Here is a 26,649-nt window from a genome sequence, read left to right on the forward strand (position 1 = left end):
CCCCTGCCCGCCCGGCGATTGAGGGCTTCGGGGAGGGGCGGGGTGGGGGGAGAGATGTCAGCGAACCGCATGTGCACGTACGAGGAGGCATCGTGAGTACGCCGTATCCGTTCACGGCCCTGGTGGGCCAGGAAGACCTGCGGTTGGCGCTGCTGTTGAACGCCGTGAGCCCGGCGGTGGGCGGGGTGCTGGTCAGGGGGGAGAAGGGCACCGCGAAGAGCACCGCGGTGCGGGCGCTGTCGACACTGCTGCCGGACGTACCGGTGGTGCAGGGGTGCAGGTTCTCCTGCGACCCGGCGGCCCCGGACCCGCAGTGCCCGGACGGCCCGCATGAGGCGGGCGGGGGAACGGCGCGCGCGGCGCGGGTGGTTGAGCTGCCGGTCGGCGCGAGCGAGGACCGACTGGTGGGCGCGCTGGACATCGAGCGCGCCCTGTCGGAGGGCGTGAAGGCGTACGAGCCGGGCCTGTTGGCGGCGGCGCACCGCGGCGTGCTGTACGTGGACGAGGTGAATCTGCTCCACGACCACTTGGTGGACCTGCTGCTGGACGCGGCGGCGATGGGCGCGAGCTACGTGGAGCGCGAAGGCGTCTCCGTCCGGCACGCGGCCCGCTTCCTGCTGGTCGGCACGATGAACCCGGAAGAGGGCGAGCTGCGCCCGCAGTTGCTCGACCGGTTCGGCCTGACGGTCGAGGTCGCGGCCTCGCGGGAGACCGACGAGCGCGTCGAGGTGGTCAGGCGGCGGCTGGCGTACGACGCGGATCCGGCCGGTTTCGGGGCGCGTTGGGCGGCCGACGAGCAGGCGGTGCGTGAACGGATAGCCGCCGCGCGGCGGTTGCTGCCGTCGGTGCGCCTGGGCGACGGCGCGCTGCGGCAGATCGCGGCGACGTGCGCGGCGTTCGAGGTGGACGGGATGCGCGCGGACATCGTCATGGCGCGTACGGCGACGGCGCTGGCCGCGTGGGCGGGCCGCACGGTCGTCCTCGCCGAGGACGTACGGCAGGCCGCGCTGTTGGCGCTGCCCCACCGGCGGCGTCGCAACCCCTTTGACGCGCCCGGCCTCGACGAGGACAAGCTGGACGAGACGCTGGAGCGGGAGCGCGGGGCCGGCGAGGGAGAGGGAGAGCAGGGCGAGGGGCGGGACGGCGAGGGGGACGACGACCCGGACACCGACCCGGACGGCCCCGGCGGCGGGCCGTCCGGGCCTCGGGAGCCGGAGGGCGGCCCGCAGGGCGGCTCTCGGGAACAGCCCGGCGGCGAGCAGGACGCGCCCGCGGGCCAGGACTCCCCCGCCGCGAGCGCGGGTGCGGGCGACAGCGCGGGCGACGGCTCCGGGCCCAAGGGCGAGCGCTCGGCGGTCGGCGCCGGGGACCCGTACAGGACGCGGCACTTCGATGTGCCGGGCATCGGCGAGGGCGCGGCCGGGCGCAGGTCCAGAGCCCGTACGGCGCACGGCAGGACGACCTCCGCCAGGCGCCCGCGCGGCTCGCTGGGCAAGCTGCATCTGGCGGCCACCGTGCAGGCGGCGGCCCCGTACCAGCGGGCGCGCGGCCGGTCGGGCGCGGGGCTCGTGATCCGCCGGGACGATCTGCGGCAGGCGGTCAGGGAGGGCCGCGAGGGCAATCTCGTGCTGTTCGTGGTGGACGCGTCCGGCTCGATGGCGGCGCGGGAGCGGATGACCGCGGTCAAGGGCGCGGTGCTGTCGCTGCTGCTGGACGCGTACCAGCGGCGCGACAAGGTCGGTCTGGTCACCTTCCGCGGCGCGGACGCCGACCTCGTGCTGCCGCCGACGTCGTCGGTCGAGGCGGGCGCGGCCCGGCTGGAGAAGCTGCCGACCGGTGGGCGTACGCCGCTGGCCGCCGGGCTGCTCAAGGCGCGTGAGGTGCTGCGCGTGGAGCGGTTGCGGGACGCCACGCGGCGCCCGCTGCTGATCGTGGTGACGGACGGCCGGGCGACCGGCAGCCGGGCGGCGGCGGGCAGCACGGTCAAGAGCGGTCTGGAACCGATGGCGCTCGCCGGGCGGGCGGCCCGACTGCTGGCCGCAGAAGGCACCGCCTCGGTGGTCGTGGACTGCGAGTCGGGCCCGGTCAGGCTCGGCCTCGCGGGCGCGCTGGCACAGGAGTTGGGCGGCGTCGCGGTGACGCTGGAGGAACTGCGCGCCGACACGGTGTCCGCGCTCGTCAACGACGTACGGAGGGCCGCGTAATGCCGCAGGGGCAGCCGAGTGCCGTACCCGACGACGGTTTGACGACCCGTCAGCGCAGGAACCGGCCGCTGACGATCGTGCACACCGGCGTCGGCAAGGGGAAGTCGACCGCCGCCTTCGGTCTCGCGCTGCGCGCCTGGAACCAGGGCTGGCCGGTCGGGGTGTTCCAATTCGTCAAGTCCGCCAAGTGGAAGGTCGGCGAGGAGCGGGCGCTGCGCGTGCTCGGCGACTCCGGCGAGGGCGGGACCGTCGCCTGGCACAAGATGGGCGAGGGCTGGTCCTGGGTGCAGCGGTCCCTGGAGTCCAGCGAGGACGCGGCCCGCGAGGGCTGGGAGCAGGTCAAGCGGGACCTGGCCGCCGAGACGTACCGGCTCTACGTGCTGGACGAGTTCGCGTACCCCATGCACTGGGGGTGGGTCGACACCGACGAGGTCGTCGCCGTGCTCCGCGACCGGCCCGGCGCCCAGCACGTCGTCATCACCGGCCGCAACGCGCCGCCCGCGCTGGTCGACGCCGCCGACCTCGTCACCGACATGTCCAAGGTCAAGCACCCCATGGACGCCGGGCAGAAGGGGCAGAGGGGCATCGAGTGGTGAACGTCCCGCGCCTCGTGGTGGCCGCGCCCGCCTCCGGCAGCGGCAAGACCACCGTCGCCACCGGGCTGTTGGCCGCGTTCGCCGAGGCCGGGCTCGCCGTGTCCCCGCACAAGGTCGGGCCCGACTACATCGATCCCGGCTACCACTCGCTCGCCGCCGGGCGGCCCGGCCGCAACCTCGATCCCTTTCTGTGCGGGCCCGACCGTGTCGTCCCGCTCTTCGCGCACGGCGCCGCCGGGTGCGAACTCGCCGTCGTCGAGGGCGTCATGGGGCTCTTCGACGGTGCCGCGGGGCGCGGTGAGCTGGGCTCCACCGCGCAGGTCGCCAAGATTCTCCGGGCGCCGGTGGTTCTCGTCGTGGACGCCGGCGCGCAGTCGCGGTCCGTCGCCGCGCTCGTCCATGGCTTCGCCTCCTGGGATCCCGAGGTGCGGATCGGCGGGGTCGTTCTCAATCAGGTCGCTTCCGATCGGCACGAGGCCCTTTTGCGGGCCGCGCTCGACGAGTCCGGGGTGCCCGTGCTCGGTGTGCTGCGGCGCGCGCCGCTGCTTCATGTGCCGTCCCGGCACCTCGGGCTCATTCCTGTCGCCGAGCGGCGGGGTGACGCCGTGGGGTGGGTCCGTGAGCTCGCCGCGCTCGTGCGCGGTGCCTGCGATCTGCCCGCGCTCCTCTCCCTGGCGCGCAGCGCCCCGGACCTGCCGGGCACCGCCTGGGACCCGCTGTCCGAGCTGGCGGCCTGCGGCGCCGCTTTCCCCCACCCCGCCCCTCCCCGAAACCGTGGCTCCGCCCCGGCCCCTCCCCCGGCTGCCGCCGCGGGTGGGGCCGGGGGGGCGGGCTCGGCTTCGGGGAGGGGCGCCGTGGTGGCTGTCGCGGGTGGGGCGGCGTTCACGTTCGGGTACGAGGAGCAGGCGGAGCTGCTGCGGGCGGCGGGGGCGGAGGTCGTGGGGTTCGACCCGCTGCGGGACGAGGAGCTGCCGGAGGGTACGCGCGGCGTGATCCTCGGCGGCGGCTTCCCCGAGATGCACGCCGCCGACCTGTCGGCGAACGAACGGCTGCGCGAGGCGGTCGCCGCCTTCGAAGGCCCGATCGCGGCGGAGTGCGCCGGACTCCTCTATCTGACAAGGGAGTTGGACGGCGCCCCGATGTGCGGGGTGCTGAACGCCACGGCCACGATGACCGACCGCCTGACGCTGGGCTACCGCGAGGCCGTCGCGTTGAGCGACAGCGTGCTGGCGGCGGCCGGCACCCGCCTGCGGGGCCACGAGTTCCACAGGACCCGCGTGGAGCCGGGCGCGGGCGCCACCCCGGCCTGGGGTTTCACGGGAGAAGCCGCCCGCAGGGTCGACGGCTTCGTGGAGAAGAACGTGCATGCCTCGTATCTGCATGTGCACTGGGCCGCCGAGCCGTCACTGGCGCGGCGCTTCGTAGAGAGGTGTGCCGAATGACCGCGCTGCTGACCGGAGTCGGGGTGGGCCCCGGCGACCCGGAGCTGGTGACCGTCAAGGGAGTGAACGCGCTGCGGGCGGCGGCCGTGGTCGTCGTACCGGTACTCGACACGGGCGAGCGGGGACGGGCGGAGGCGACCGTACTGCACTACGTGGACGCGGCGCGGATCGTCCGGGTGGTGTTCGCGCTGAACGAGCGGACCGACCGGGCGCGGCGGGAGGCGGCGTGGGACGCGGCGGGCGCGCGGGTGGCCGAACTCCTGCGGGAGCACGGGACGGTGGCCTTCGCGACGATCGGCGACCCGAATGTGTACTCGACGTTCACGTATCTGGCGCAGACGGTAACGGAGTCGGTGGCCGGGGTGCGGATCGAGACGGTGCCCGGCATCACGGCGATGCAGGATCTGGCGGCGCGCAGCGGGGCCGTACTCACCGAGGGGACCGAGCCGTTGACGCTGGTGCCGGTGACGGCGGGGGCCGCGGTGCTGCGGGCGGCGCTGGAGGGGCCCGGCACGGTGGTGGCGTACAAATTCGGGCGGCTGGCCGGGGAAGTGGCGACGGCGCTGCGGGAGACCGGCAGGACCGAGGGCGCGGTGTGGGGCAGTTCGCTGGGGCTGCCCGGTGAATCCATCAGGCCCGCCAAGGAGTTGGCGGAGGGGCTGCGGGACGGCGCGCTGCCGTACCTGTCGACGCTGATCGCGCCCGCGCGGCGCGACGGCGGCCGGGGAGGAAAGCTGTGAGCGGCGCGACGGAACCGAGGACGGGCGCCGCAAGCGGCGCGAAGGTGACGATCGTCGGCGCGGGCCCCGGCGCGGCGGATCTGCTGACCTTCCGGGCGGCGCGGGCCATCGCGGAGGCGGACGTCGTCATCTGGGCGGCGAGCCTGGTGCAGGCCGAGGTGCTGCGGCACGCCCGCGACGGCGCGGAGATCCTGGACTCGGCGGCGATGTCGCTGGAGGACGTGGTCGCGGTGTACGAGCGGGCGCTGCGCGAGGGGCTGCGGGTGGCGCGGATCCACTCGGGCGATCCGGCGCTGTGGGGCGGCACGCAGGAGCAGGTGGACCGCTGCGCGGGGCTCGGCATCGAGGTGGAGATCGTGCCGGGGGTGTCGTCGTTCTCGGCCGTCGCGGCCCTGGCCGGGCGGGAGTTGACGATTCCCGAGGTCGCGCAGTCGGTGATCCTGACCCGGCTGGGCGGCGGCAAGACGCCGATGCCGCCGGGCGAGGAGGTCAGGGAATTCGCCCGGCACGGTACGACGATGGCGGTGTTCCTGTCCGCGGCGCGGTCCGGGCAGCTCGCCGCCGAGCTGCTGGAGGGCGGCTACGTCACCGGCACCCCGGTGCTGATCGCCCATCAGGTCACCTGGCCCGAGGAGCTGTTGCTGCGCTGCACGGTCGGCACGATGGAGGCCACCGTCAAGGAGCACAAGCTCTGGAAGCACACGCTCTTCCTGGTCGGACCCGCGCTCGCCGCCTCCGGGACGCGCTCGCACCTCTATCACCCCGGCCACTTCCACGGTTTCCGGCGGGCCGATCCGGTGGCGCGGCGCGCCCTGCGGGAGTCCCGTGCTCCGGGAGAGTCCCGTACGCCGGAGGAGTCCCGCGCTTCGGGGGAACCGCGTGAGTCCCATGGGTGACGGCGTGATCACCGTCCTCGGCGTGGGTACGGGCGGCCCGGTGCCCGACGTCGGCGCCGCCGATCTGGTCGTCGGCGCCGCCCGGCACCTCGACGCGGTCCAACTGCCCGCCGGGGCACGGCGCGTGGTGCTCGGGCCGCTCGCACCCGCGCTCGACACGATCGCGGAGTACGCGGCCGCGCCCGGCGCCCGCGTGGTCGTGCTCGCCTCGGGCGACCCCGGATTCTTCGGGATCGTACGGGCGTTGGGCGCGCGGTTCGGCGCGGCGGCGCTCGACGTACGGCCGTCGTCCCCGTCCGTCGCGGTGGCCTTCGCCCGGCTCGGGCTGCGCTGGGACGACGCGGTGGTGGTCAGCGCGCACGGACGCGATCTGCGCACCGCCGTCCATGTGTGCCGGGCGCATCCCAAAACGGCCGTACTGACCGGACCCGGCGCGGGACCGGCCGAGTTGGGCGCGGCGCTGGCCCGTACCGGCCTGGACCGTACCCTCGTTGTCGCCTCCGCGCTCGGTACGGACGCCGAGCGCGTCGAGCGGGTCTCGCCCGCGCGGGCCGCCGAACGGGACTGGTCGGGGGCCGGGGTCGCGGTGGTGCTGTGCCTGGCGGCGGACTCCTTCGGCGAACGGGCCGACGTCTCCCGTACGGTCGCGGGGCCGCCGCCCGCACCCGCCCAATGGGCGCTGCCCGAGGAGGAGTTCGCGCACCGCGACTCCATGGTCACCAAGTTCGAGGTACGGGCCCTGGCCCTGGCCCGGCTCGGGCCGCGCACCGGGGACCTGGTGTGGGACGTCGGGGCCGGGTCCGGGTCCGTGGCCGTGGAGTGCGCGCGGTTCGGCGCCGCCGTGGTCGCCGTGGAGAAGACGGCCGACGGCGTCGAGCGGATACGGGCGAACGCCGTCGCGCACGGCGTGGACGTGCAGGTCGTGCACGGGGACGCGCCCGCAGCGCTCGACGGACTGCCCGACCCCGACGCCGTCTTCGTCGGCGGCGGCGGGCGGGAGCTGGCCGCGATCGTCGCGGCGTGCGCCCGGCGGGCGCGGCGGACCGTCGTGGTGACGCTCGCCGCCGTGGACCGGGTGGCGGAGGTCCGCGGTGCCCTGCGGGCCGCCGGGCTGGTGCCCGACGGTGTCCTGCTCCAGTCGTCGCGGCTCGCGCCGCTGCCCGGGGAGGTGGCGCGGCTGGCCGCGACGAATCCCGTGTTCGTGCTGTGGGCCCGGCGCCCCGCACCCCAAGAAGGAGAGCTCTCGTGATCGGCCTCATCCACGCCACCGCGGCGGGGCGCACCGGATGCGAGCGGCTCGCCGCCGCGTGGCCCGGCAGAACGGTGCTGTACGGGGACGGCGCGGACCGTCCGCTGCGGTCCGTCGTGGCGACGGCCTTCGCCGAGTGCGACCAGCTCGTCCTCTTCCTCGCGACCGGCGCCGCCGTGCGGCTCCTCGCCCCGCTGCTGCGCGGCAAGGCCGAGGATCCCGGTGTCGTCACCGTCGACGAGGCCCACCGCCACGCCGTCGCCCTCCTCGGCGGGCACGGTGGCGGCGCCAACGCTCTGGCCTCCGCCGTCTCCTCCGTCCTCGGGTCCGCTCCCGTCATCACCACCGCGACCGACTCCGTCGGCACCCCCGCGCTCGACGCCCTCCCCTACCCCACGGACGGGCCCCTGGCCCCCCTCACCCGCGCCCTCCTCGACGGCGCCCCCGTCCGCCTCCACACCGACCAGACCTGGCCCCTCCCCGCCTTTCCCCTGACGGTGGTCCCGGCAGAGTGGACCCCAGCGCATTCGGGGGAACCCTCGTCCCCCGAAGACCCCCAGACCTTGGCCGGGCGCCGCACGGCACCGCCGAACACCGCCGTCCCGCGTCCGCCGGACGCGGCGGATACAGGGGAACCGTCGTCCCCCGAAGGCCCCCGGACTGTGGCCGGGCAGGACCAGCCGTCCACGCTCCACCCCGGGCCCCCGGCCCAGCGCGAGCTGACCTCGGCACCGCCGAACACCGCCGTCCCCCGTCCGGCGGGCGCGGGTGGGTATGCGGTGTGGGTGACGGATCGGGTGGTGGGGGGAGATGAGGGGGGCGTCGCGGTGTTTGTGAGGCCGCCGTCGTTGGTGGTGGGGGTGGGGGGAAGCCGGGGGGTCGGGCGGGAGGAAGTGGTCGGGCTGGTGCGCGGCACCCTGGCGGAGGCGGGGCTGGCGCAGAAGAGCGTGAGCGCCCTGGCGACGGTGGACGCGAAGGCCGGGGAGGAGGGGATCGTGGCCGCGGCGGCGGAGTTCGGGGTGCCGTTGCTGACGTACGCGGCAGCGGAACTGGCGAGGACGGCCGTGCCGAACCCCTCGGCGGCGCCGCTCGCCGCGGTCGGGACACCGTCCGTGGCGGAGGCGGCGGCGATCCTGGCCGCCGGGACCGGCGGCCAACTGATCGTGGAGAAGCGGAAGTCGGCGATGGCGACAGCCGCCATCGCGCGGCGCCGACCGCGCGGACGGCTGGCCGTGGTGGGCCTGGGCCCCGGCGCCCGCGACCTGGTGACACCGCGCGCCGTGGCGGAACTGCGCCGCGCGTCCGTGATCGTCGGCCTCGACCAGTACGTCGACCAGATCCGCGACCTGCTGCTGCCCGGCACCCGCGTGCTGGAGTCGGGGCTCGGCGCGGAGGAGGAACGGGCCCGCACCGCCGTCGCCGAGGCCCGCGCCGGGCACGCCGTCGCGCTGATCGGGAGCGGTGACGCCGGGGTCTACGCGATGGCCTCCCCCGCGCTGGCGGAGGCGGCCGACGACATCGACGTGATCGGCGTCCCGGGCGTGACCGCCGCCCTGGCGGCAGCCGCCCTGCTGGGCGCGCCGCTCGGCCACGACCACGTCTCGATCAGCCTGTCCGACCTGCACACACCCTGGGACGTGATCGAACGGCGCGTGCGGGCCGCCGCCGAGTCCGACCTGGTCGTGACCTTCTACAACCCCCGCAGCCGCGGGCGCGCCTGGCAGTTGCCCAAGGCGCTGTCCGTCCTGGCCGAGCACCGCACCCCGCTGACTCCGGTCGGCGTCGTCCACGCGGCGTCCCGCCCGGACGAGCGGGTCGAGGTCACGACGCTCGCCGACCTCGACGTCGGCACGGTCGACATGGTGACGGTCGTGACCGTCGGCAACACCGCCAGCCGTATCGTCTCCGGCCGCATGGTGACCCCCCGCGGCTACCGCTGGCAGACATGACGGCGCCCCGTCACCCGTTCCCACAAGCCCCGACCGCCCCCACCCCCTCCGGAGGAGAAGCCGCGTGAACCGTACGGTCCACCCCATCGAGCAGGAGTCCTTCCGCATCCTGCGGTCCCGGCTCGACACCTCAGGGATGACGCCGCTGCGACGGGCCGTCGTGGAGCGCGTGATCCATTCGAGCGCGGACCTCGGGTACGCGGAGGACCTGGTGTGCGAGGAGTCGGAACTCCGTTACGCGCACGCCGCGTTGCACGCGGGCGCGCCGATCGTGGCGGACGTGGAGATGGTCGCGTCCGGGATCACGGCACGGTCCTCGGTGTGCCGGCTCACGGACGCGGCCTCCGGGCCGGGACTGACGCGCAGCGCGCACGCGATACGGCTGGCGTACGCGGAGGTCGGGCCGGGCGCGGTGTGGGTGGTCGGATGCGCGCCCACGGCGCTGGAGGAGTTGCTGAACCTGGACGCGGCGCCCGCGTTGGTGATCGGGCTGCCGGTCGGCTTCGTCGGCGCGGCGGAGAGCAAGGCGCGGCTGCGGGCGTCGGGGCTGCCCGCGGTCAGCAACGTCTCGGAGAAGGGCGGCTCCGCGGTGGCCGCCGCGGCGCTCAACGCCCTGTTGTACACGGAATATCCCCTCGCGGAACACCATCTCACCGACCGTCCCCTCGCCAACCGTCCCCTCACCGACCATCACCTCACCGACCATCCCTTCAAGGAGAACGACCAGTGACCCACCCCCCTGCCCTTCTGCTCGTCGGCCACGGCACACGCGACGCGGCCGGTGCGGCCGCCTTCCGCTCGTTCGTGGCGCAACTGGGCGCGGCCAGTCCGGAGTTGGCGGTCGGCGGCGGCTTCATCGAGCTGTCGCCGCCGCCGCTGGCGGACTCGGTGGCGGAGCTGGTCGGCGCGGGCGTACGCGACTTCGCCGCCGTTCCGCTGGTGCTGGTGTCGGCCGGGCACGCCAAGGGCGACATACCGGCGGCGCTGGCCCGTGAGGAGCGGCGCCATCCGGGGACGTCGTTCGCGTACGGCCGCCCGCTCGGGCCGCATCCGAATCTGCTGACGGTCCTGGAGCGGCGCGTGGACGAGGCGCTGGCGGGCGCCGACCGCGCGGGGACCACGGTGCTGCTGGTGGGCCGGGGTTCGACGGATCCGGACGCCAACGCCGAGGTGTTCAAGGTGGCGCGGCTGCTGTGGGAGGGCCGTGGTTACGCGGGGGTGGAGACGGCCTTCGTATCGCTGGCCGAGCCGTCGGTGCGGGCCGGTCTCGACCGCTGCCGCAAGCTGGGCGCGCGCCGCGTCGTCGTCCTGCCGTACTTCCTGTTCACCGGTGTGCTGCCGGACCGGGTACGGGACCAGGCCCGCGAGTGGGCCGGGGAAGCGCCGGACGTGGAGCTGCGCTGCGCCGACGTGATCGGCCCCGAGCCGGAGTTGGCGGAGCTGGTGATGGAGCGCTACCGGGAGACGGTACGGGGCGACCTGCGGATGAACTGCGACTCGTGCGTGTACCGGGTCAAGCTCCCCGGCTTCGAGGACCGCGTCGGGCTGCCGCAGCAGCCGCACCACCACCCCGACGACCCGTCGCACAGCCACGGAAGCGGCCACCATGCGCACACCCACTGACCGCGACCGCGTGCCGGACCCGGCGGCGGGCGGCGGCCCGGACCCGTACGGCCGCGACACCCCCGACGGCCAGGACGCCCGCCGCGCCGAAGTCGCCGCCGGAGGCTACGACTTGCGGCATCACGGTGACGCCGAGGTCGGCGAGGGCCTGATCGACCTCGCGGTCAACGTCCGCGCGAACACTCCCCCGCCCTGGCTGCGCGAGCGCGTCGCGCGGTCGCTGACCGGCCTCGCCGGATATCCGGACGGCCGGGCGGCGCGGCACGCGGTGGCCCTACGCCACGGGCGGCCGGACGCCGAGGTGCTGGTGACGGCCGGAGCGGCGGAGGCGTTCGTGCTGCTCGCGCGGGCGTTGACACCACGTCACACCGTTGTGGTGCACCCGCAGTTCACCGAACCCGAGGCGGCGCTGCGGGCGGCCGGGCACGAGGTGCGGCGGGTCCTGTTGTCCGCGTCCGACGGCTTCCGGCTCGACCCGGCGGCGGTCCCGCCGGAGGCGGATCTGGTGGTGGTCGGCAATCCGACCAACCCGACGTCCGTCCTCCATCCGGCCGCGCTGATACGGGAGTTGGCCCGTCCGGGGCGCACGCTGGTGGTGGACGAGGCGTTCATGGACGCGGTGCCGGGCGAGAGCGAGTCGCTGGCCGGGTGCCGGGACGTGCCGGGGCTCCTCGTCCTGCGCAGCCTGACCAAGACCTGGGGCCTGGCCGGACTGCGGATCGGCTACGTGCTCGGCGACGCGGACACGGTCGGCGCGCTGGAGAGCGCACAGCCGCTGTGGGCGGTGTCGACTCCCGCGCTGGCGGCGGCCGTTGCCTGCGTGGAGCCGGACGCGCTCGCCGAGGCGGCGGAGGCGGCCCGTACCGTGGTCGGCGACCGCGCCTACCTGCTGGACCGGCTGGCCGCACTCCCCGGAGTCGAGGTCGCGGGCGACGCGCCCGCCGGTCCCTTCGTCCTGCTGCGCCTGCCCGGAGCGGCCGACGTCCGGCTCCGCCTGAGGGAGATGGGCTACGCGGTCCGGCGCGCCGACACCTTCCCCGGCCTCGGACCCGACTGGCTGCGGATCGCCGTGCGCGACCGCCGTACGACGGACGGCTTCGCGAACGCCCTGGCCACGGCCATGGCCTGAGAGCAGGGCGCTCAACCGGCCGGTCCTGCCTACTGCTTGACGCCGAGGGCGGTGAGGTCGACGCCGCCGAGGACCGGCTGCTCGTAGACGTTGGTGAGGCGGGGGGCGCGGTAGACGAGGTGCTGGGTGTAGATCAGCGGGACCATGGTCCCCTCGCCCATCACCTTGGCATCGATGGCCTGCCACAGGGACGCGGCCTTGGCCGGATCGGTGACGCCGTCGGCCTGCGTGACCAGGCCGTTGATCTCGCTGTCGTCGAGCTGGGCGTAGTTGTTGATGCTGCCCGGCTGGATCAGCGAGCGCAGGAAGCCGCCGCCGGTGGGCCAGTCGGCGGCCCATCCGGTCATCACGATGCCCCACTTGGCGCTCTTGAGCTTGCTGGGCGACAGCAGCGTGTCGTAGAAGGTACTGGCGTCCTGCGTGACGATCTTGACGGTGATGCCGACTTCGGCGAGGGAACCGCGGATGGACTGCATGGCGTCCTCGACCCGCCCCGGCGCCTTGACCCCGGCCATGGTGACGGTGAAGCCGTTGGGCTTGCCGCACTTGCCCAGGTACTTGCGTGCCTCGTCGGGGAACGACACCCCCGCGTTGGTGCCGAAGGGCGTGGCCGAGGTGCTGTATCCGTCGGTGGTCGGCGGCAGCATCGTGGTGGCCACCTCGCCGCCGGCGTACTGCCCGCCGAGCACGGCGCGGACCTGCGCCTTGTCGATGGCGTACTGCACGGCCCAGCGGCACTCGTACCGGTCGAAGGGCGCCACCGTGGTCTGGAGGCTCAGGAAGCGGGTGGTGCCGTTGAAGACGAGGTCCGTATTGGCCTTCAGCGCCGGGTCGTTGAGGATCTTGGTCTCGGTCTGGTCGCTGACCGTCTGGCCTGCCAGGTCGAGGTCGGCGCTGCCGTCGAGCAGGTCGGTCTCGACCTCGTCCTGACTGCTGACGATCTTCAGGTCGATCGCGTCGGGCAGCGCCGAGTGCACGGTGTCGGTCCTGGGGTCCCAGTGGGTGTTGCGGACCAGGTGCAGCGAGGCGCCCGAGGTGTAGCTCGCGACGCGGTAGGGGCCGCTGCCGACGGGGTGCTTCCCGAAGTCCTTGCCGCCGCCGGTGTCGGCGGACTGCGGGACGGGCGCGCCGATCGAGAGCGCGAGGACGTAGCGGAAGTCCGCGTAGGGCTTGGCGAGCCGGAAGACGATCGTGCGGTCGTCCGGTGTGGCCACCGAGCGCAGGCCGAGCTTGCCGGGGTCGCTGTCGGTGTACGGGCCCTGGTAGTTCTGCCCCTGGTCGAGGAGGTCCACGAGGTGGGTCGGGCCGCCGGGGAACTCGTCGCGGGCGAAGGTCCGCTCGATGCCGTACTTGACGTCCTTGGAGGTGATCGGCGCTCCGTTGTCGAAGGTGACGCCGTCCTTGAGGCGGAAGGTCCAGGTGCGGCCGTCGGAGCTGACCTGGCCGGTGTCGGTGGCGAGGTCGGGGACGACCTTGCGGCCCGCACCGCCGGGCGCGGGCGCGTAGTCCACGAGTTTGCGCAGGTAGAGGCGCTGGAGATTCCACGACGGCTGGTCGTAGGTGGCAGCCGGGTCGAGGAGATTCTCCGAGGCGTAGGAGGAGATGAGCTTGAGCGTGCCGCCGGTGGCCGTCGAGGGTCTGACCACCCCGTTCAGCCCGCCGCTGTAGCCGGAACCCTCCTTCCCGCCGTGGAGTTGGAGCGCCGCGTTCTGCACGGTCGGCTTGTCGGTGGGCTTGTCGTCGCCGTGCTTCTTGCCGCCGAACGGCGCGAAGGTGAGCGTCACGGTCACGGCGACCGCGGTGACCGCCAGGCCGGCCGCGCCCGCCATCCGCCGGCGGCGCCCGGCCCCGCCCCGCGACGGCTCCGCGGGCCTGCCCACATTGAGCGGCGGCGGGGTGCTCGGCAGATACTGCGGCGGCACCGGGCGCTGCGGGGCGCGGTACGCGGGGTGCTCCGGCTGGAGGTAGCCGGCCGCACGCGGCGGCGGGGTCGCGTCGCTCGCGGCGGCGGGCGGTATGGACGAGCCCCGGCCCGCGGACGGGGAGGGAGTGCCGGAGGACGGGGAGGGAGTGCCGGACGAGGGTGCGGGGGTGCCGGAGGACGGGGAAGGGGTGCCGGACGAGGGCGAGGGCGTGCCGCCGGACGGGGAAGGCGTGCCCGGCGACCCGGCGGGGGTCCGCGGTGCCCGCGGCGGCGTGCCTGCTCCGGCCGGGTCCGCCTTGGGCGGCAGCGCGGGCAGCCCGGCGCCCGGCACTCCGAAGGTCGCCCGGGGGTCGGCCGCCGACGACCGCTTGCCCGAACCGCCGTCCGCGGGTTCCGCGGCGGGTCCGGTCAGCGCGGAGGAGCCGGTGGCCGCCAGCCAGCCGCGCAGTTGGTCGCGGAAGGCGGCGGCGCCCTCGGGCCGCTCGGCCGGGTCCTTGGCGAGCGCGGCCAGCACCAGCGCGTCCAACTCCTCGGGCACCCGCGGATTGCGGGCGGACGGGGCCGGGGGCGGGGTGTGGACGTGCCAGTACATGAGGTTGATCGGGTTGCCGTCGGTGAACGGCGGTCTGCCGGTGAGCAGTTCGGTCAGGACGCAGCCGACCGCGTAGACGTCGCTGCGGGCGTCGACGTCGACGCCGTTGATCTGCTCGGGCGACATGTAGCTGGGCGTGCCGATCGCCGAGCCGGTGGCGGTCAGCCGGGCGTCGCTGTGCAGGACGTGCGCGATGCCGAAGTCGGCGACCTTGACGGCGCCTTCGGTGGTGATCATCACGTTGGCGGGCTTCACGTCGCGGTGGACGGTGCCGTGGCTGTGCGCGTGGGCGAGCGCGTCCAGCACGTCGGCGGCGATGCGCGCCGCGCGCTCGGGCGCGAACCAGACCTGCTCGCGGACGAGTTGGGCGAGCGTGCTGCCCCGCACGTACTCCATGACCAGGTACGGCACCACGGTGTCGTCGTCGGTGCGGACCTCGTCCTGGTCGTGGACGGTGACGATGCCGGGGTGGTTGAGCGCTCCCGCGGCCTGCGCCTCGCGGGCGAACCGGCGGCGCGCGTCGGGGTCGCTGGCCAGTTCGGGCAGGAGCGTCTTGACCGCGACGGCGCGGCCCATGCGGGTGTCGCGGGCGCGGTGCACCCGGGCCATTCCGCCGGAGCCGAGAAGCTCCGCCAGTTCGTAACGACCCGCGAAAAGCCCGTCGACCATTACTCGTTCGCCCCGTTCGCCCATCCCCAAGTCGAACGGCAGTCGAGCCGCCGTTCGTAGGGAACAGAGTAGAGGGCGGCTCCCGGAGCGGAGCCGCCCTCCCCTGTATTCCCCCGATCCCCCCGGTGGGCCGGACTACTCGCCGCGCGAAGCGGCGGCCTTGCGGCGGCGGTTGGTGAGCAGGAAGGCCCCGCCGCCCACCGCGATCAGGCCGATGGCGCCGTACGCCATGTACGGCGTGGAGGAGCTGGCGCCGGTCTCGGCCAGGTTGCCGGTGTTCACCGAGGTGTCGGTGCCGGTCTGCGGGTGGGTGTTGCTGCCGCCGGAGGTGGAGCCGCCCGAGGTGCCCGCGGAGCCGGACGTACCGCTGGAACCGCCGTTGGACGAGCCGGAGGTGGAGCCGCCGGTGGAGTGACCGCCCGTGGAGCCGCCGGTCGAGCCGCCGTTGGTGGACCCCCCGTTCGTGGAACCGCCGTTCGTGGCACCTCCGTTGGCGGAGCCGCCGTTCGTCGAACCGCCGTTGGTGGACCCTCCGTTCGTGGAACCGCCGTTGGTCGAGCCGCCGTTCGTGGAACCGCCGTTCGTCGAGCCGCCGGAGTTGCCGCCCGACGTCGACCCCCCGGTCGAGCCGCCGGCCTGGGGTGTACGGCAGGTGGCCTGCGCCAGCGTGACGTCACCGGTGACCTCGGCGACCCCGAGGTTCAACGGGTTGATGTGGACCTTCAGTTGAAGGGCGGTGGCGGCGGCCGTTCGGGAGGTGGTCACGGTGTTGGTGAGCTGGAGACTGACCTCACCGACCCCGCCGACGCGGACGTCGGTGGTGCCGACCGCGTTGAGCGAGATGGTCCTGCCGAGGATCGTCACCCCGACCAGCTTCGAGCTGGCGGTGGGCTTGTGGCCCACCTGGCAGGTCGCCTTGGACGTGACGGCGTCCAGCTTGATCAGCGAGAGCAGCGGAAGTCCGGGGACATGGACCTCGGCCTTGGCCACGTTGGCGTAGCCCTCCGCCTTGTAACGGTCGGCGGTCGCGTTCGCCGTCGCGACGTCGGCCCGCAGGATGCTGATCTCACGACCCTGCTCGACACCGCTGCCGACCTTCACGGTCAGCGCGGTCTCCTTCGCGTCGGCGGGCGCCTTCACATCGTTGAGCGAGACATTCACCGGGACGTCCACGGTCTTGTTCAGCAGCGATACGTCGAGGCCCGCGCGCAGCACGGTCGCGGTGGACGTGCCGCCGCCCGACGGCGCGGGGGTCGCCTGCGCGCCCGGCGCTACGGCGAGGGTGCCCGCGGCGAGGGCGACGGCGGCGCCGATGGCGGCGGCCGAACGGCGTGCGGGCAGGCTGATGTTGATGGTGCGGTACACGGTGGAAAACCCCCACAAGTGGCATGGAGTCCCCGGCGCACGACTGTTGGGGACAGCCGCCGGGGACCTCGACCCGGCAATGTTTACGCACGGAGGGTGAACTGGCGGGCACACGGCGTCAGTTCACCCATAAGGGTGGTTTCCGTGAACTTCTTCGAATCTCGCCGCACGACCGTTCCCCCGCGTCACCCGGACCACGGGATGACACCCCTCACCTCGGTTGACGCCCCGGGCGGGCGCGAGGATGCCTAACGCGTCCCGGCTCCCGTACGTCACGGTCGGTCAACTCACGTCCTCGCACGTCGAACGGCCCTGGTGTACACGGGAGGCGTCCGCGAGCGGCGCGGCGCGACCGTCTGCGCGCGGCGAACGGGACGGTGTGACCGCGAAAGGTCCCGAGGAAGCTTGACGGTCCGTCAGACGACGACCGTGCCGCGCAGCACGATCCGCCGCGGCGCCGCCAGCACCCGTACGTCCGCGCGCGGATCGCTCTCGTAGACCACCAGGTCGGCGGGCGCGCCCTCGGTGAGCCCTTCGCGGCCCAGCCATTGGCGGGCGCCCCACGTGGTTGCGGAGAGCGCGGCGTTGACGGGCAGCCCGGCGGCGACCAGCTCCGCGACCTCGTCGGCGATCAGGCCGTGGGCGAGGCTGCCGCCCGCGTCCGTACCGGCGTAGACGGCGATACCGGCGTCGTACGCGGCGCGCACGGTGTCGTGGCGGCGGGCGTGCAGCCGTCGCAAGTGGTCGGCCCAGCGCGGGAATTTGGCCTCGCCGCCCGCGGCCAGGGCGGGGAAGGTGGCGATGTTGACCAGGGTGGGGACGATGGCGACGCCGTGTTCCGCGAAGAGCGGGATGGTGTCCTCGGTGAGTCCGGTGGCGTGCTCGACGCAATCGATGCCCGCGGCGACGAGGTCGGCGAGCGAGTCCTCGGCGAAGCAGTGCGCGGTGACGCGGGCGCCTTCCTCGTGCGCGGCGGCGATGGCCTCGGTGAGGGCGTCCTTCGGCCAGCACGCCGCGAGGTCGCCCGCCTCCCGGTCGATCCAGTCGCCGACCAGCTTCACCCAGCCGTCGCCGCGACGCGCCTCGCGGCGTACGTACGCGGTCAGGTCGCCGGGCTCGATCTCGTGGGCGTAGTTGCGGATGTACCGGCGGGTGCGGGCGATGTGGCGGCCCGCCCTGATGATCTTGGGCAGGTCGGCGCGGTCGTCGGTCCAGCGGGTGTCGCTCGGCGAGCCCGCGTCGCGCAGCAGCAGCGCGCCGGCCTCCCGGTCGGTGAGCGCCTGCTTCTCCGCGGTGTCGCGGTCGACGGCGCCGTGCGCGTCGAGTCCCACGTGGCAGTGCGCGTCGACCAGTCCCGGCAGGGTCCAGCCGGTGACGGTCGCGGCCGGAGCCGCGGCCGGGCGGTCGTAGCTGATCCGCCCGCCGACCACCCACAGCTCGTCCCTGACCTCGTCGGGCCCGACCAGCACCCGTCCCTTGATGTGCAGCACGTCGCGTTCACCCATGCACCGCACTGTACGAGGCACCCGGCGGTCACGGGTCGTACGGTCGCCGGTCGTACGGTCGTACGGCCCGGACCGGCGAAGGGCGCCGCCGCCGGACGCCCCGGACCGGCGAGAAGCGCCGCCGCCCACCGGCCAGAGGTCAGGCCGTCGTCAGGCGGGTGAACGTCGCGCGGTAGTCGCTCGGCGTCAGCCCGGCCCTGCGCAGCAGGTGCTGCCGCAGCGAGTCGGCGGTGCCGAGACCGCTGGCGCGGGCGACCTGGTCGACGGGCAGGGTCGTGGTCTCCAGCAACTCCTTGGCCCGCTCGACGCGTTGGTGCAGCAGCCACTGGAGCGGGCTGAGTCCGGTCTCGGCGTGGAAGCGGCGGCTGAGGGTGCGGACGCTGACGGCCGCGTGCCGGGCGAGGTCGGTGAGGGTGAGCGGCGCGTCGAGCCGGGTCATCGCCCAGGCGCGGGTCGCGGCGAGCGACGTGCCGGTCTCCGCGGGCAGCGGTGTGTCGGTGAACTGCGCCTGCCCGCCGTGCCGTACGGGCGCGACCAGCGCCAGCCGGGCCACCGTGTTGGCGACGGCCGCGCCGTAGTCGGTGCGGATGATGTGCAGGCACAGGTCGATGCCCGCCGCGTATCCGGAGGACGTCAGCATCTGGCCGTCCTGGACGAAGAGCACGTCGGGCTCCATGACCACCGCCGGGTAACGCGCGGCGAGTTGGCCGGTGTACTCCCAGTACGTGGTGGCCTGGCGGCCGTCGAGCAGTCCGGCCTCGGCGAGCAGGAAGGCGCCCGTGCAGATGGACGCCACCCGCTTGCCCGCCCGCGCGGCCTGCCGCAGGACGGCCACGACACGCGGGTCCGGGTCCTCCCGCGACCCGGTCCCGGCCACGACCACCGTGTCGGCGCGCTCCACCGCGTCCAGACCCTGCCCGATCACCAGCTCGGCCCCGCCGCCGGTCCCGACGCTGCCGGGGTCAGACGTGCACAACTCCACCTCGTAGCCGGGCCCGCCGTCCACCCGGACCTTGCCGAACAGCATCTCCGGCACGGCGAGGTTGAACATCGACACCGGCCGCGCGGCGATCACCGCGACCCGGTGCGGGCGGGGACACGTGAAGGGCATGGCCAGAACCTCCGGGACCGTGGCATTCAGGCCACTACTGTAGGGCGACGCCCGCGGCCACGCTGATCGCATGTCTCCGCGTCTCTCCGGTCCGGACTGTGCGGCCCCGCCCGCCGCCCGGAAACCCGTCGCCGCACCCGCGCCCGCGCCCGCACCCTCACCCTCGTCCGCGCCCGTACCCTCGCCCGGCCGCACCCTGGCCGCCGCCCTGCTCGGCTTCTTCGTGATCACCCTGGACGCCTCGGTCGTGACGGTCGCCCTGCCGTCCATCGGCACCGATCTGCACGGCGGCCTCGCCGCGCTCCAGTGGGTCGTGGACGGCTACACGCTGGTCTTCGCTGCCTTCATGCTCTCCACCGGGGCGCTGTCGGACCGGATCGGCGCCGGGCGCGCCTTCGGCGCGGGCATGGCGGTCTTCACCGCCGCGTCGGCCGCGTGCGGTCTCGCGCCCGGCCTCGGCGGTCTGATCGGCACCCGCGTGGTGCAGGGCACGGCCGCCTCGGTGATGCTGCCCGCCTCGCTCGCCCTGGTGCGGCAGGCGTATCCGGACGCCGGGTCCACCCCGCATCCGTCCGGCGCGGCGTCCGGCAGGATCGGCAGGGCCCGCGCCATCGCCCTGTGGGCGGCGGGCGGCGCCTCGGCCGTGGCACTCGGGCCCGTCGCGGGCGGCGCCCTCACCTCGGCGTGGTCCTGGCGCGCCATCTTCTTCATCAACCTGCCGGTCGGCCTGCTCGCCGCCGTGCTGCTGGCGCGGACACCCCGCTCGCCGCGAAGGCCCGCGCCGCTGGACGTGCCGGGGCAGCTCACGGCGGTGCTGGGGCTGGCCGCGCTGACCTTCGCGGTCATCGAGGGCGGCGGGCTCGGGCTGGTGGCGGCGGCCGTCGCGGTGGCCGTCCTCGCCGGTTTCTTCCTGATCGAGGCGCGCAGCGCGCATCCGGTGGTGCCGCTCGGCCTGTTCAGGGACCGTACGGTCGCGGTCTGTGTGGCGGTGGGCGCCGCGCTGAGCTTCGCCTTCTACGGGATGATCTTCGTGCTCAGCCTCTTCTTCCAGCAGGTGCGCGACCAGTCACCGCTCGGCGCCGGGCTCATGTTCCTGCCCATGACGGCGCTGATCCCCGCCGTCAACATCGTCTCGGGCAGGCTGTCCGCCCTCTCCCCGCCTTCGGCGGGAGGTGCCACCATCGGCGCCCGGCTGCCCATGCTCGCCGGTCAACTCCTCATGGTCGCCGGGCTGTTGGTGCTGCTGCCGGTCACCGCCCGCACCCCGGCCGCGCTGCTCGCGGTCGTCATGGTGCCGCTCGGCCTCGGCGGCGCGCTCGCCGTACCGCCGCTGACCGCCGCGCTGCTGGACGCGACCCCCGCCGACCGCGCCGGGCTGGCGGCCGGGGTGCTCAACGCGGGCCGCCAGATCGCGGGCGCCCTGAGCGTGGCCGCCTTCGGCGCGCTGGTCGCGGACCGGGACCGCTTCCTGTCCGGCATGCGCGTCTGCCTCCTGCTGTCCGCCGCCCTGCTGACCGTCACCGCCGTCGCCACGGCGGCGGCCCTGCGTCCCGGCCGCCCGGCAGACTCCTGACCCGGTGGCCCGCGACCGACCGGGCGGCCAGGTCCCGACAAGACCGCCCGGTCCCGACAAGGCGGCCCGGTCCCGACGCGGTGGCGGATCGGCGGCCGGAGGCGTGGACTGGAAGGGGTGAGACGGAGCGGAGAGGCGGACGGGATGGCGAAGGACGCGGGCGCGGCGACGGGTTTCCGGGTGCGGCGGATCTACGACGACGTGGACGCCGGGGACGGCCTGCGCGTGCTGGTCGACCGGCTGTGGCCGCGCGGGGTGTCCAAGGAGCGGGCGGCGGTGGACGACTGGTGCAAGGTGCTCACGCCGTCGGCCGAGCTGCGCACCTGGTACCACGCCCACCCGGACCGCCACGCGGACTTCGCGCGGCGCTACCGGGCCGAGTTGGCGGGTCCCGAGCAGGTCCCCGTCACCCAGCGGCTGCGCGAGCAGGCGCGCGCCGGGAGCGTCACCTTGCTGACGGCGGTGAAGGACCCGGAGCACAGCCACGTCCCCGTGCTCCTGGCCCATCTCACGGACACGCCCTAGGACATGCCCCGAGGTCCCGTCCGGCGGCACCGGACGGGACCTCGGGGCCAGTCCGGCCCGGGGCACGTACCGACGTGCCCCCGGGGATCACCTGACCAGGACGCCGTCGACCCGGCGCGGGACGCCCAGCGGGTTGGCGTCGGCCAGCTCGGGCGGCAGCAGTGCGGGCGGGGTGTCCTGGTACGCCACCGGCCGCAGCCAGCGCTCGATGGCGGTGCCGCCGACGGAGGTGGAGGTCGAGGTGGTGGCCGGGTAGGGGCCGCCGTGGTGCTGGGCGGGGGCCACCGCGACACCGGTCGGCCAGCCGTTGACCAGGACGCGCCCGGCCAGGCCGGTGAGCCGGGCCAGCAGCGCCGCCGCCTCGCCGCCGGGCTGCCCGGCCTCCTCCGTACCGAGGTGCGCGGTCGCCGTGAGACTGCCCGGCAACCGGTCGAGCACGGCGGCCAGTTCGGCGGCGGACCCGTACCGTACGACGACGGTCAGCGGCCCGAAGCACTCCTCGAGGAGCAGGTCGTACGCGCCCTGCTCGGTGAGGTCGGCCGCGGCGACGGTGACGAAGCCGGGCCGCACCGCGTGCTCGCCGCCGTCGCCCGCGGTGACGGGGGTCTCGACGCCGGGCAGGGCGGCGCGGGCGGCGACGCCCTTGAGGAAGTTGTCGCGCATGCGGGCGTCGAGGAGCACACCGGGGCCCGCGTCCGAGGCGGCGCCGGTGAGCGCGGCCACCAGCCGGTCGCCGTGCTCGCCGCCGGGGGCCAGGACGAGGCCCGGCTTGGTGCAGAACTGGCCGACGCCCAGGGTGAAGGAACCGGCGAGCCCGGTGCCGATCTGCTCGGCGCGCTCGGCCGCCGCGGCCTCGGTGACGACGACCGGGTTGAGGCTGCCCAGTTCGCCGTGGAAGGGGATCGGGCGCGGTCGTGCGGCGGCGGCGTCGTAGAGGGCGCGTCCGCCGGGGACCGAGCCGGTGAAGCCGGCCGCGGCCACCAGCGGGTGCTTGACCAGCTCGACCCCGGCCTCGAAGCCGTGCAGCAGGACGACGATGTCGGCGGGCAGGCCCGCGGCGACGGCGGCGCGGCGCAGGATGTCGGCGCAGAGCGCGGAGGTGGCGGGGTGGTCGGGGTGCGCCTTGACCACGACCGGGCACCCGGCCGCGAGCGCGCTGGCGGTGTCGCCGCCGGGTACGGAGAAGGCGAGCGGGAAGTTGCTGGCCGCGTAGACGGCGACGACGCCGAGCGGGATCTTGTAGCGGCGCAGATCGGGGCGCGGGACGGGCTGGGCCGCCGGGTCGGCGTGGTCGATGATCACGTCCAGATAGCCGCCCTCGTCGACCACATCCGCGAACGCGCGCAACTGATAGGCGGTGCGGGCGAGTTCACCGGTGAGGCGGGGCAGCCCGAGCGCGGTCTCGGCGTCGGCCGCCGCGATGACCGCCGCGCCCTCGTCCTCCAGCAGCCCGGCGGCGCCGCGCAGCAGGCGGGAGCGTACGCTGCGGTCGGCGAGCGCGGGAACGGCGGTCGCCGCCGCGCGCACGGCGGCGTCGACCTCGTCGGCCGTGGCCTCCACCGCGACCTGCTCCCGCTGCTTCCCGGTTCGGGGGTCGACGCTCCAGACTGGTACTGCCACCGGAAGAACCTCCACATTTCCGTACTGCACGACGGCATCGTTCTCTATACTGAACAACGTCTTCAGATATGAATCACCGATCGTCCGGAGCCTACGTCCACGGGCCCGGCCGGACAAGGCGGGCGCCGGGCACGGCGCGCGCACGGACACGCACGACGTGCACGCACGACGTGACGTACGACGGACACGCACCACGAACGGTCACGACAACCAAGCACGACAGACAGACACGACGAACACGCACCACACACGAGCACGACTGAACGAGCACCACGAACGTCTTAGAGGGGTCGTACGCGATGGCTGTTGCCGAGGGAGCCGGTTCCCAGGTCAAGTCCGCGGTCCGCACGGTGGAACTGCTGGAGTTCTTCGCGGGCCGCCCCGGCATGCACAGCCTGGCCGCCGTGCAGGAGTCGGTGGGGTACCCGAAGTCCAGCCTGTACATGCTGCTGCGCACCCTGGTCGACCTCGGCTGGATCGAGACGGACGCCACCGGTACGCGGTACGGCATCGGCGTGCGCGCGCTGCTGGTCGGCACCTCGTACATCGACGGTGACGAGGTGGTGGCCGCCGCCCGGCCCACGCTCGACCGGCTGTCCGACGACACCAGCGAGACCATCCACCTCGCGCGCCTCGACGGCACCAACGTGGTCTACCTGGCCACCCGGCAGTCGCAGCACTACCTGCGGCCGTTCACCCGGGTCGGGCGCAGGCTGCCCGCGCACTCCACCTCGCTCGGCAAGGCGCTGCTGGCCACGTACACCGACGAGCAGGTGCGCAAGCTGCTGCCGGAGACGCTGGAGCCGCTGACCGAGCACACCCACACCGACCGCGAGAAGCTGATCGAGGAGCTGGCCCAGATCCGCGAACAGGGCTACTCCGTCGACCGCGAGGAGAACACCCTCGGGCTGCGCTGCTTCGGGATCGCGATCCCGTACCGCACGCCCGCGCGGGACGCGGTGAGCTGCTCGGTGCCGGTGGCCCGGCTGACCCCGGGGCACGAGCAGATGATCAAGGACACGCTCTTCGACGCGCGGGACCGGCTGCTGCTCGCCACGCGCCGCCTCTGACGGTCGTACGGCCGGCGTCGTAGGGTCGGCGTCGTAGGGTCGGTGGCATGCGCGAATCCGATACCCAGATGTTCGCCCGCCGGGCCTCCTCCTTCGGCGCCGAGGCCGCCGCCTATGCCGCGCACCGGCCCGACTACCCGGTGGCGGGCGTGCGGTGGGCGCTGCACGCGACCGACGACGAGCGCGGCACGCTCGACGTGCTGGACCTCGGCGCGGGCACCGGCAAGCTGAGCCAGTCACTGGTGGCGCTCGGGCACCGGGTCACCGCCGTGGAGCCGGACCCCGGCATGCGCGCGGAGTTGGAGCGGCTGCTGCCGTCGGTGACGGCGCTGGCGGGCGGCGCGGAGGCGATCCCGCTGGCGGACGCCTCGGTGGACGCGGTCGTGGTGGGGCAGGCGTTCCACTGGTTCGACCAGGAGCGGGCGATGCCGGAGATCGCGCGGGTGCTGCGGCCCGGCGGCACGCTGGGCGCGCTGTGGAACACCGACGACGACCGGGTGGAGTGGATCGCCGGGCTCAACAAGGTGACGGCGAGCCGGGTGTCGTACATCGACTGGCGGCCGGGCAAGGGCATCGACCGGCACACCGGCTTCACGCCCGTCGAACACGGCGAGTTCCCGCACCGGCAGCCGCAGACGGTCGACTCGCTGCTGGCCACCGTCGCCACCCACTCCCACGTCCTGGTGCTCGAACCCGCCGAGCGCGAGGCGCTGGTGGGGCGGATCAGGGACTATCTGACGTCCCGTCCCGAGACCTCCGGCGGCCCCTTCGACCTGGAGATCGTCACCCGGGTACAGCGCTGCGCCCTGACGTGACGAGCCGTCAGCCGGCCTGCTGATCCGGGGTTCGCCGCCCGTCGCCGAAGTGCTGTTTCCCGACCTCTGCCCATGGCCTTCCACCGCTGCTACGCTCACGCCGCGCCGTGGCGGGGAGGTCCGGGCAGGAAGAGGTGACCGTGGGCACAGCCATCGGCGACGACGCCGACGCCGCCGCTGATTTCCACGCGTTCTTCGAGCAGCACTACGCGGAACTGGCGCGTCTGGCACACCTGTTGACCGGTGAGGCGGACGCGGCCGACGATCTCGCGGCCGACGCCCTGGTCGCCATGTGGCGGCACTGGGACCGGGTGCGGGCGGCCGACCACCCGGTCGCGTACGCCCGCGGTGTGGTGACCAATCTGGCCCGCTCGCGCATTCGCAGCGCGGTACGGGAGCGGCGGCGGATCGCGCTGTTCTGGTCGCAGCCGCAGGACCGGACCGACGGTCCCGACGTACCGGCCGTGCTCGACGTGCGTGAGGCGTTGCAGCGGCTGCCGTTCCGCAAGCGGGCGTGCGTGGTGCTGCGGCACGCGTTCGACCTGTCGGAGCGGGACACGGCGGCGGTGCTCGGCATCTCGGTGGGTACGGTGAAGAGCCAGACGTCGCGCGGCGTCGCGGAGTTGGAGCGGCTGCTCGCGCCGCGGACGGGCGGCGCCGAGCCGGACCCGGCCGCGGGCGACGGGGTGCGGGCGGTGCCAAGTGCCGGTGCGGTGCCGGGTGCCGCTACGGTGCCGGGCGCGGGTACGGTTCCGGGCGCGGGCGCCCCCGGCGGTGCGGGCCCTGTTCCCGGCCCCGCCGTCCCCGGCGCCTCGGGCCCGGTCGTCACCGGCCCCGGCGCGGCGCGCATCATGGGTGCGGCGGGTCCTGCGGCTCGTACTCGTACGGGACGGGGAGTGTGATGGCCGACAGGACCGGGACCGACAGGGCCGAGCTGCCGGAACGGCTGCGGGACGCGGCCGGGTCCCACCGGCCGGACCGGGAGCGGATGCTGGCGCGGGTCGAACAGGGCATGGCGGAACGCGACATGGCCGGGCACGGGATGGCGGAGCCGCCGCGCACCGGTGGGCGGTCCGACGGGCACGGCGGCGGGACCGGGGCGCCGTGGATGCGGATCGCCGCGGTGACGGCGGCCGTCGCGGGCGCGATCGGCCTCGGCGGCCTCGCGGTCGGCGCCGTGACCGGCAACGGCGAGCCGACGCAGTCCGTGGTGACCTCCGGCGGGCCCGGCGTCACGCACTCCGCGACCTCCAGCCCGGTCGGCACCGACTCCCCCACCGCGCAGCCGCGCTCACCGGCCGCGTCGTCGCACCCGTCCGGCCGCCACGGCGGCACCGGCGGTACGCGTCCCACGGGCACGCCGTCCGGCGGCGCGTCCTCCCCCACCGGCACTCCCCCGTCGTCGGCGGCCACCACCTCGGGCATCGACGGCGGCGCGCCGGGCTCGGTCGAGACCGCGCGGAACGGCACGCTGACCGCGCGGGGTTCGGTGGACAGCGCGAGCAACGACTACTGGACGCAGAGCGATGTGGTGCTGACCACCGGCAAGCCGCTCACGACGCTCAGCGTCGAACTGCGCGTGGCCCGTACCGAAGGCGTCAGCAGCACCGGTTCGTGGACCTCCGTCTCGGGCGGCACGAACCCCACGGTGACCGTGGAGGGCGCGGAGCTGGTCTACCGCTGGACGCTCGACGCGGACAACACGCTGGCGCCCGGCACGTACACGTTCTCGGGCCAGTTCAACCACGCGGCGGGCGCCCGCGCCACCGGCGGCGACACGTACACCGCCCGCTGGACCGGGCCCGACGGCACGTCGTCGGTCGACGGCGGATTCTGACCGGACGGCTCCCGTAGCCCGCCGGAAATATTCGCGTCATACGCGGCAACCTCCGGTGCCCCGGTGGCGACTTGAGTACGCACAGCCCTCCCGCCTCACCTGAGGGTGACGCTCCGGGGCGCGGCGGTACCCCCATGATCGCCGCGCCCCGGCCCGTCTCGTGCTCCCGCCCGCCCACGGCGTGCCCGCGCCGCGCGGGGCCGTCGTCGGCGCGT

19 protein-coding genes and 2 pseudogenes are annotated in these 26,649 nt (G+C 74.5%); 16 read left to right on the plus strand and 5 right to left on the minus strand.

Annotated elements, in window-relative coordinates; translation table 11 throughout:
• The first annotated feature begins 92 nt into the window (after positions 1-92).
• The 10 genes and pseudogenes from ACFY9V_RS05400 (at position 93) to cobC (ending at position 11,828) form a co-directional block, all read left to right on the plus strand.
• Positions 93-2,204 carry a putative cobaltochelatase gene (locus ACFY9V_RS05400; RefSeq protein ID WP_391159649.1) on the plus strand — a complete coding sequence of 704 codons (2,112 nt, stop codon included), beginning with the start codon at positions 93-95 and terminating at the stop codon, positions 2,202-2,204.
• Complete coding sequence (gene cobO / locus ACFY9V_RS05405) at positions 2,204-2,800, plus strand: cob(I)yrinic acid a,c-diamide adenosyltransferase (protein ID WP_355333755.1); 597 nt, start codon at positions 2,204-2,206, stop codon at positions 2,798-2,800. Before ACFY9V_RS05400 ends, cobO begins: the two co-directional genes overlap by 1 nt.
• The gene (locus tag ACFY9V_RS05410) at positions 2,794-4,242 is read left to right on the plus strand and encodes a cobyrinate a,c-diamide synthase (RefSeq protein WP_391159651.1); all 1,449 of its coding nucleotides are present in this window, start codon (positions 2,794-2,796) and stop codon (positions 4,240-4,242) included. The genes cobO and ACFY9V_RS05410 overlap by 7 nt, the downstream gene beginning before the upstream one ends.
• Entirely contained in the window at positions 4,239-4,982 is a 744-nt protein-coding gene (gene cobI, locus ACFY9V_RS05415; RefSeq protein WP_391159653.1) for a precorrin-2 C(20)-methyltransferase, read from the plus strand. Before ACFY9V_RS05410 ends, cobI begins: the two co-directional genes overlap by 4 nt.
• Positions 4,979-5,800: pseudogene (cobM, locus tag ACFY9V_RS05420) on the plus strand (precorrin-4 C(11)-methyltransferase); the annotation flags it as partial. The gene cobI and the pseudogene cobM, both read left to right, overlap by 4 nt.
• 82 nt (positions 5,801-5,882) lie before the next feature.
• Positions 5,883-7,127, plus strand: a complete 1,245-nt coding sequence (gene cbiE, locus ACFY9V_RS05425) for a precorrin-6y C5,15-methyltransferase (decarboxylating) subunit CbiE (protein ID WP_391160568.1) — start codon at positions 5,883-5,885, stop codon at positions 7,125-7,127.
• Positions 7,124-9,076, plus strand: a complete 1,953-nt coding sequence (cobJ, locus tag ACFY9V_RS05430; protein ID WP_391159655.1) for a precorrin-3B C(17)-methyltransferase — start codon at positions 7,124-7,126, stop codon at positions 9,074-9,076. Before cbiE ends, cobJ begins: the two co-directional genes overlap by 4 nt.
• 64 nt (positions 9,077-9,140) lie before the next feature.
• Positions 9,141-9,806, plus strand: a complete 666-nt coding sequence (locus tag ACFY9V_RS05435; RefSeq protein ID WP_391159656.1) for a precorrin-8X methylmutase — start codon at positions 9,141-9,143, stop codon at positions 9,804-9,806.
• Positions 9,803-10,699, plus strand: a complete 897-nt coding sequence (locus ACFY9V_RS05440) for a CbiX/SirB N-terminal domain-containing protein (protein ID WP_391159658.1) — start codon at positions 9,803-9,805, stop codon at positions 10,697-10,699. Before ACFY9V_RS05435 ends, ACFY9V_RS05440 begins: the two co-directional genes overlap by 4 nt.
• Positions 10,683-11,828 (plus strand): Rv2231c family pyridoxal phosphate-dependent protein CobC, encoded by a 1,146-nt coding sequence (gene cobC, locus ACFY9V_RS05445; protein ID WP_391159660.1) that lies wholly within the window; start codon positions 10,683-10,685, stop codon positions 11,826-11,828. The genes ACFY9V_RS05440 and cobC overlap by 17 nt, the downstream gene beginning before the upstream one ends.
• A 29-nt stretch (positions 11,829-11,857) precedes the next feature.
• Here cobC and ACFY9V_RS05450 read toward each other — a convergent pair whose 3' ends face one another.
• From ACFY9V_RS05450 to ACFY9V_RS05465, 4 genes are all read right to left on the minus strand, one after another.
• Positions 11,858-15,013 carry an ABC transporter substrate-binding protein gene (locus ACFY9V_RS05450; RefSeq protein ID WP_391159663.1) on the minus strand — a complete coding sequence of 1,052 codons (3,156 nt, stop codon included), beginning with the start codon at positions 15,011-15,013 and terminating at the stop codon, positions 11,858-11,860.
• Positions 15,014-15,148: 135 nt separating this feature from the next.
• The gene (locus ACFY9V_RS05455) at positions 15,149-16,378 is read right to left on the minus strand and encodes an SCO1860 family LAETG-anchored protein (RefSeq protein ID WP_391159664.1); all 1,230 of its coding nucleotides are present in this window, start codon (positions 16,376-16,378) and stop codon (positions 15,149-15,151) included.
• A gap of 416 nt (positions 16,379-16,794) precedes the next feature.
• Positions 16,795-17,883 carry an amidohydrolase family protein gene (locus ACFY9V_RS05460; RefSeq protein ID WP_391159666.1) on the minus strand — a complete coding sequence of 363 codons (1,089 nt, stop codon included), beginning with the start codon at positions 17,881-17,883 and terminating at the stop codon, positions 16,795-16,797.
• 139 nt (positions 17,884-18,022) lie between these two features.
• On the minus strand, positions 18,023-18,994 hold the full coding sequence (locus tag ACFY9V_RS05465) for a helix-turn-helix domain-containing protein (RefSeq protein WP_355333782.1): 972 nt from the start codon (positions 18,992-18,994) through the stop codon (positions 18,023-18,025).
• Positions 18,995-19,064: 70 nt separating this feature from the next.
• Between ACFY9V_RS05465 and ACFY9V_RS05470 the strand changes: the two genes are divergently transcribed.
• Complete coding sequence (locus ACFY9V_RS05470) at positions 19,065-20,567, plus strand: MFS transporter (RefSeq protein ID WP_391159669.1); 1,503 nt, start codon at positions 19,065-19,067, stop codon at positions 20,565-20,567.
• A gap of 144 nt (positions 20,568-20,711) precedes the next feature.
• Complete coding sequence (locus ACFY9V_RS05475; RefSeq protein WP_391160570.1) at positions 20,712-21,092, plus strand: DUF488 family protein; 381 nt, start codon at positions 20,712-20,714, stop codon at positions 21,090-21,092.
• 87 nt (positions 21,093-21,179) lie between these two features.
• Here the strand turns inward: ACFY9V_RS05475 and ACFY9V_RS05480 are convergent, their stop codons facing one another.
• Complete coding sequence (locus ACFY9V_RS05480; RefSeq protein WP_391159670.1) at positions 21,180-22,712, minus strand: aldehyde dehydrogenase family protein; 1,533 nt, start codon at positions 22,710-22,712, stop codon at positions 21,180-21,182.
• A 299-nt stretch (positions 22,713-23,011) separates the two neighbouring features.
• On the opposite strand from ACFY9V_RS05480, the gene ACFY9V_RS05485 reads away from it, so the two are divergent.
• The 4 genes and pseudogenes from ACFY9V_RS05485 to ACFY9V_RS05500 all read left to right on the plus strand — a co-directional run bounded on the left by ACFY9V_RS05485 (position 23,012) and on the right by ACFY9V_RS05500 (position 26,434).
• Positions 23,012-23,782, plus strand: a complete 771-nt coding sequence (locus ACFY9V_RS05485; protein WP_355333788.1) for an IclR family transcriptional regulator — start codon at positions 23,012-23,014, stop codon at positions 23,780-23,782.
• Between the two features lie 47 nt (positions 23,783-23,829).
• On the plus strand, positions 23,830-24,597 hold the full coding sequence (locus ACFY9V_RS05490) for a methyltransferase domain-containing protein (RefSeq protein WP_391159672.1): 768 nt from the start codon (positions 23,830-23,832) through the stop codon (positions 24,595-24,597).
• 140 nt (positions 24,598-24,737) lie between these two features.
• A pseudogene (locus tag ACFY9V_RS05495) lies at positions 24,738-25,245 on the plus strand (SigE family RNA polymerase sigma factor); the annotation flags it as partial.
• Between the two features lie 253 nt (positions 25,246-25,498).
• Positions 25,499-26,434, plus strand: a complete 936-nt coding sequence (locus tag ACFY9V_RS05500; protein ID WP_391159674.1) for a hypothetical protein — start codon at positions 25,499-25,501, stop codon at positions 26,432-26,434.
• The last annotated feature ends 215 nt before the right edge of the window (positions 26,435-26,649 follow it).

This window comes from Streptomyces sp. NPDC008317 (assembly GCF_042955955.1).
Lineage (GTDB): Bacteria > Actinomycetota > Actinomycetes > Streptomycetales > Streptomycetaceae > Actinacidiphila.

Coding starts and splice junctions, on each gene's coding strand:
- cobO (WP_355333755.1), top strand. CDS start 2,204: ATGCCGCAGGGGCAGCCGAGTGCCGTACCCGACGACGGTTTGACGACC.
- cobI (WP_391159653.1), top strand. CDS start 4,239: ATGACCGCGCTGCTGACCGGAGTCGGGGTGGGCCCCGGCGACCCGGAG.
- cobC (WP_391159660.1), top strand. CDS start 10,683: ATGCGCACACCCACTGACCGCGACCGCGTGCCGGACCCGGCGGCGGGC.
- ACFY9V_RS05450 (WP_391159663.1), bottom strand. CDS start 15,013: ATGGTCGACGGGCTTTTCGCGGGTCGTTACGAACTGGCGGAGCTTCTC.
- ACFY9V_RS05460 (WP_391159666.1), bottom strand. CDS start 17,883: ATGGGTGAACGCGACGTGCTGCACATCAAGGGACGGGTGCTGGTCGGG.
- ACFY9V_RS05465 (WP_355333782.1), bottom strand. CDS start 18,994: ATGCCCTTCACGTGTCCCCGCCCGCACCGGGTCGCGGTGATCGCCGCG.
- ACFY9V_RS05470 (WP_391159669.1), top strand. CDS start 19,065: ATGTCTCCGCGTCTCTCCGGTCCGGACTGTGCGGCCCCGCCCGCCGCC.
- ACFY9V_RS05475 (WP_391160570.1), top strand. CDS start 20,712: ATGGCGAAGGACGCGGGCGCGGCGACGGGTTTCCGGGTGCGGCGGATC.
- ACFY9V_RS05485 (WP_355333788.1), top strand. CDS start 23,012: ATGGCTGTTGCCGAGGGAGCCGGTTCCCAGGTCAAGTCCGCGGTCCGC.
- ACFY9V_RS05490 (WP_391159672.1), top strand. CDS start 23,830: ATGCGCGAATCCGATACCCAGATGTTCGCCCGCCGGGCCTCCTCCTTC.
- ACFY9V_RS05500 (WP_391159674.1), top strand. CDS start 25,499: ATGGCCGACAGGACCGGGACCGACAGGGCCGAGCTGCCGGAACGGCTG.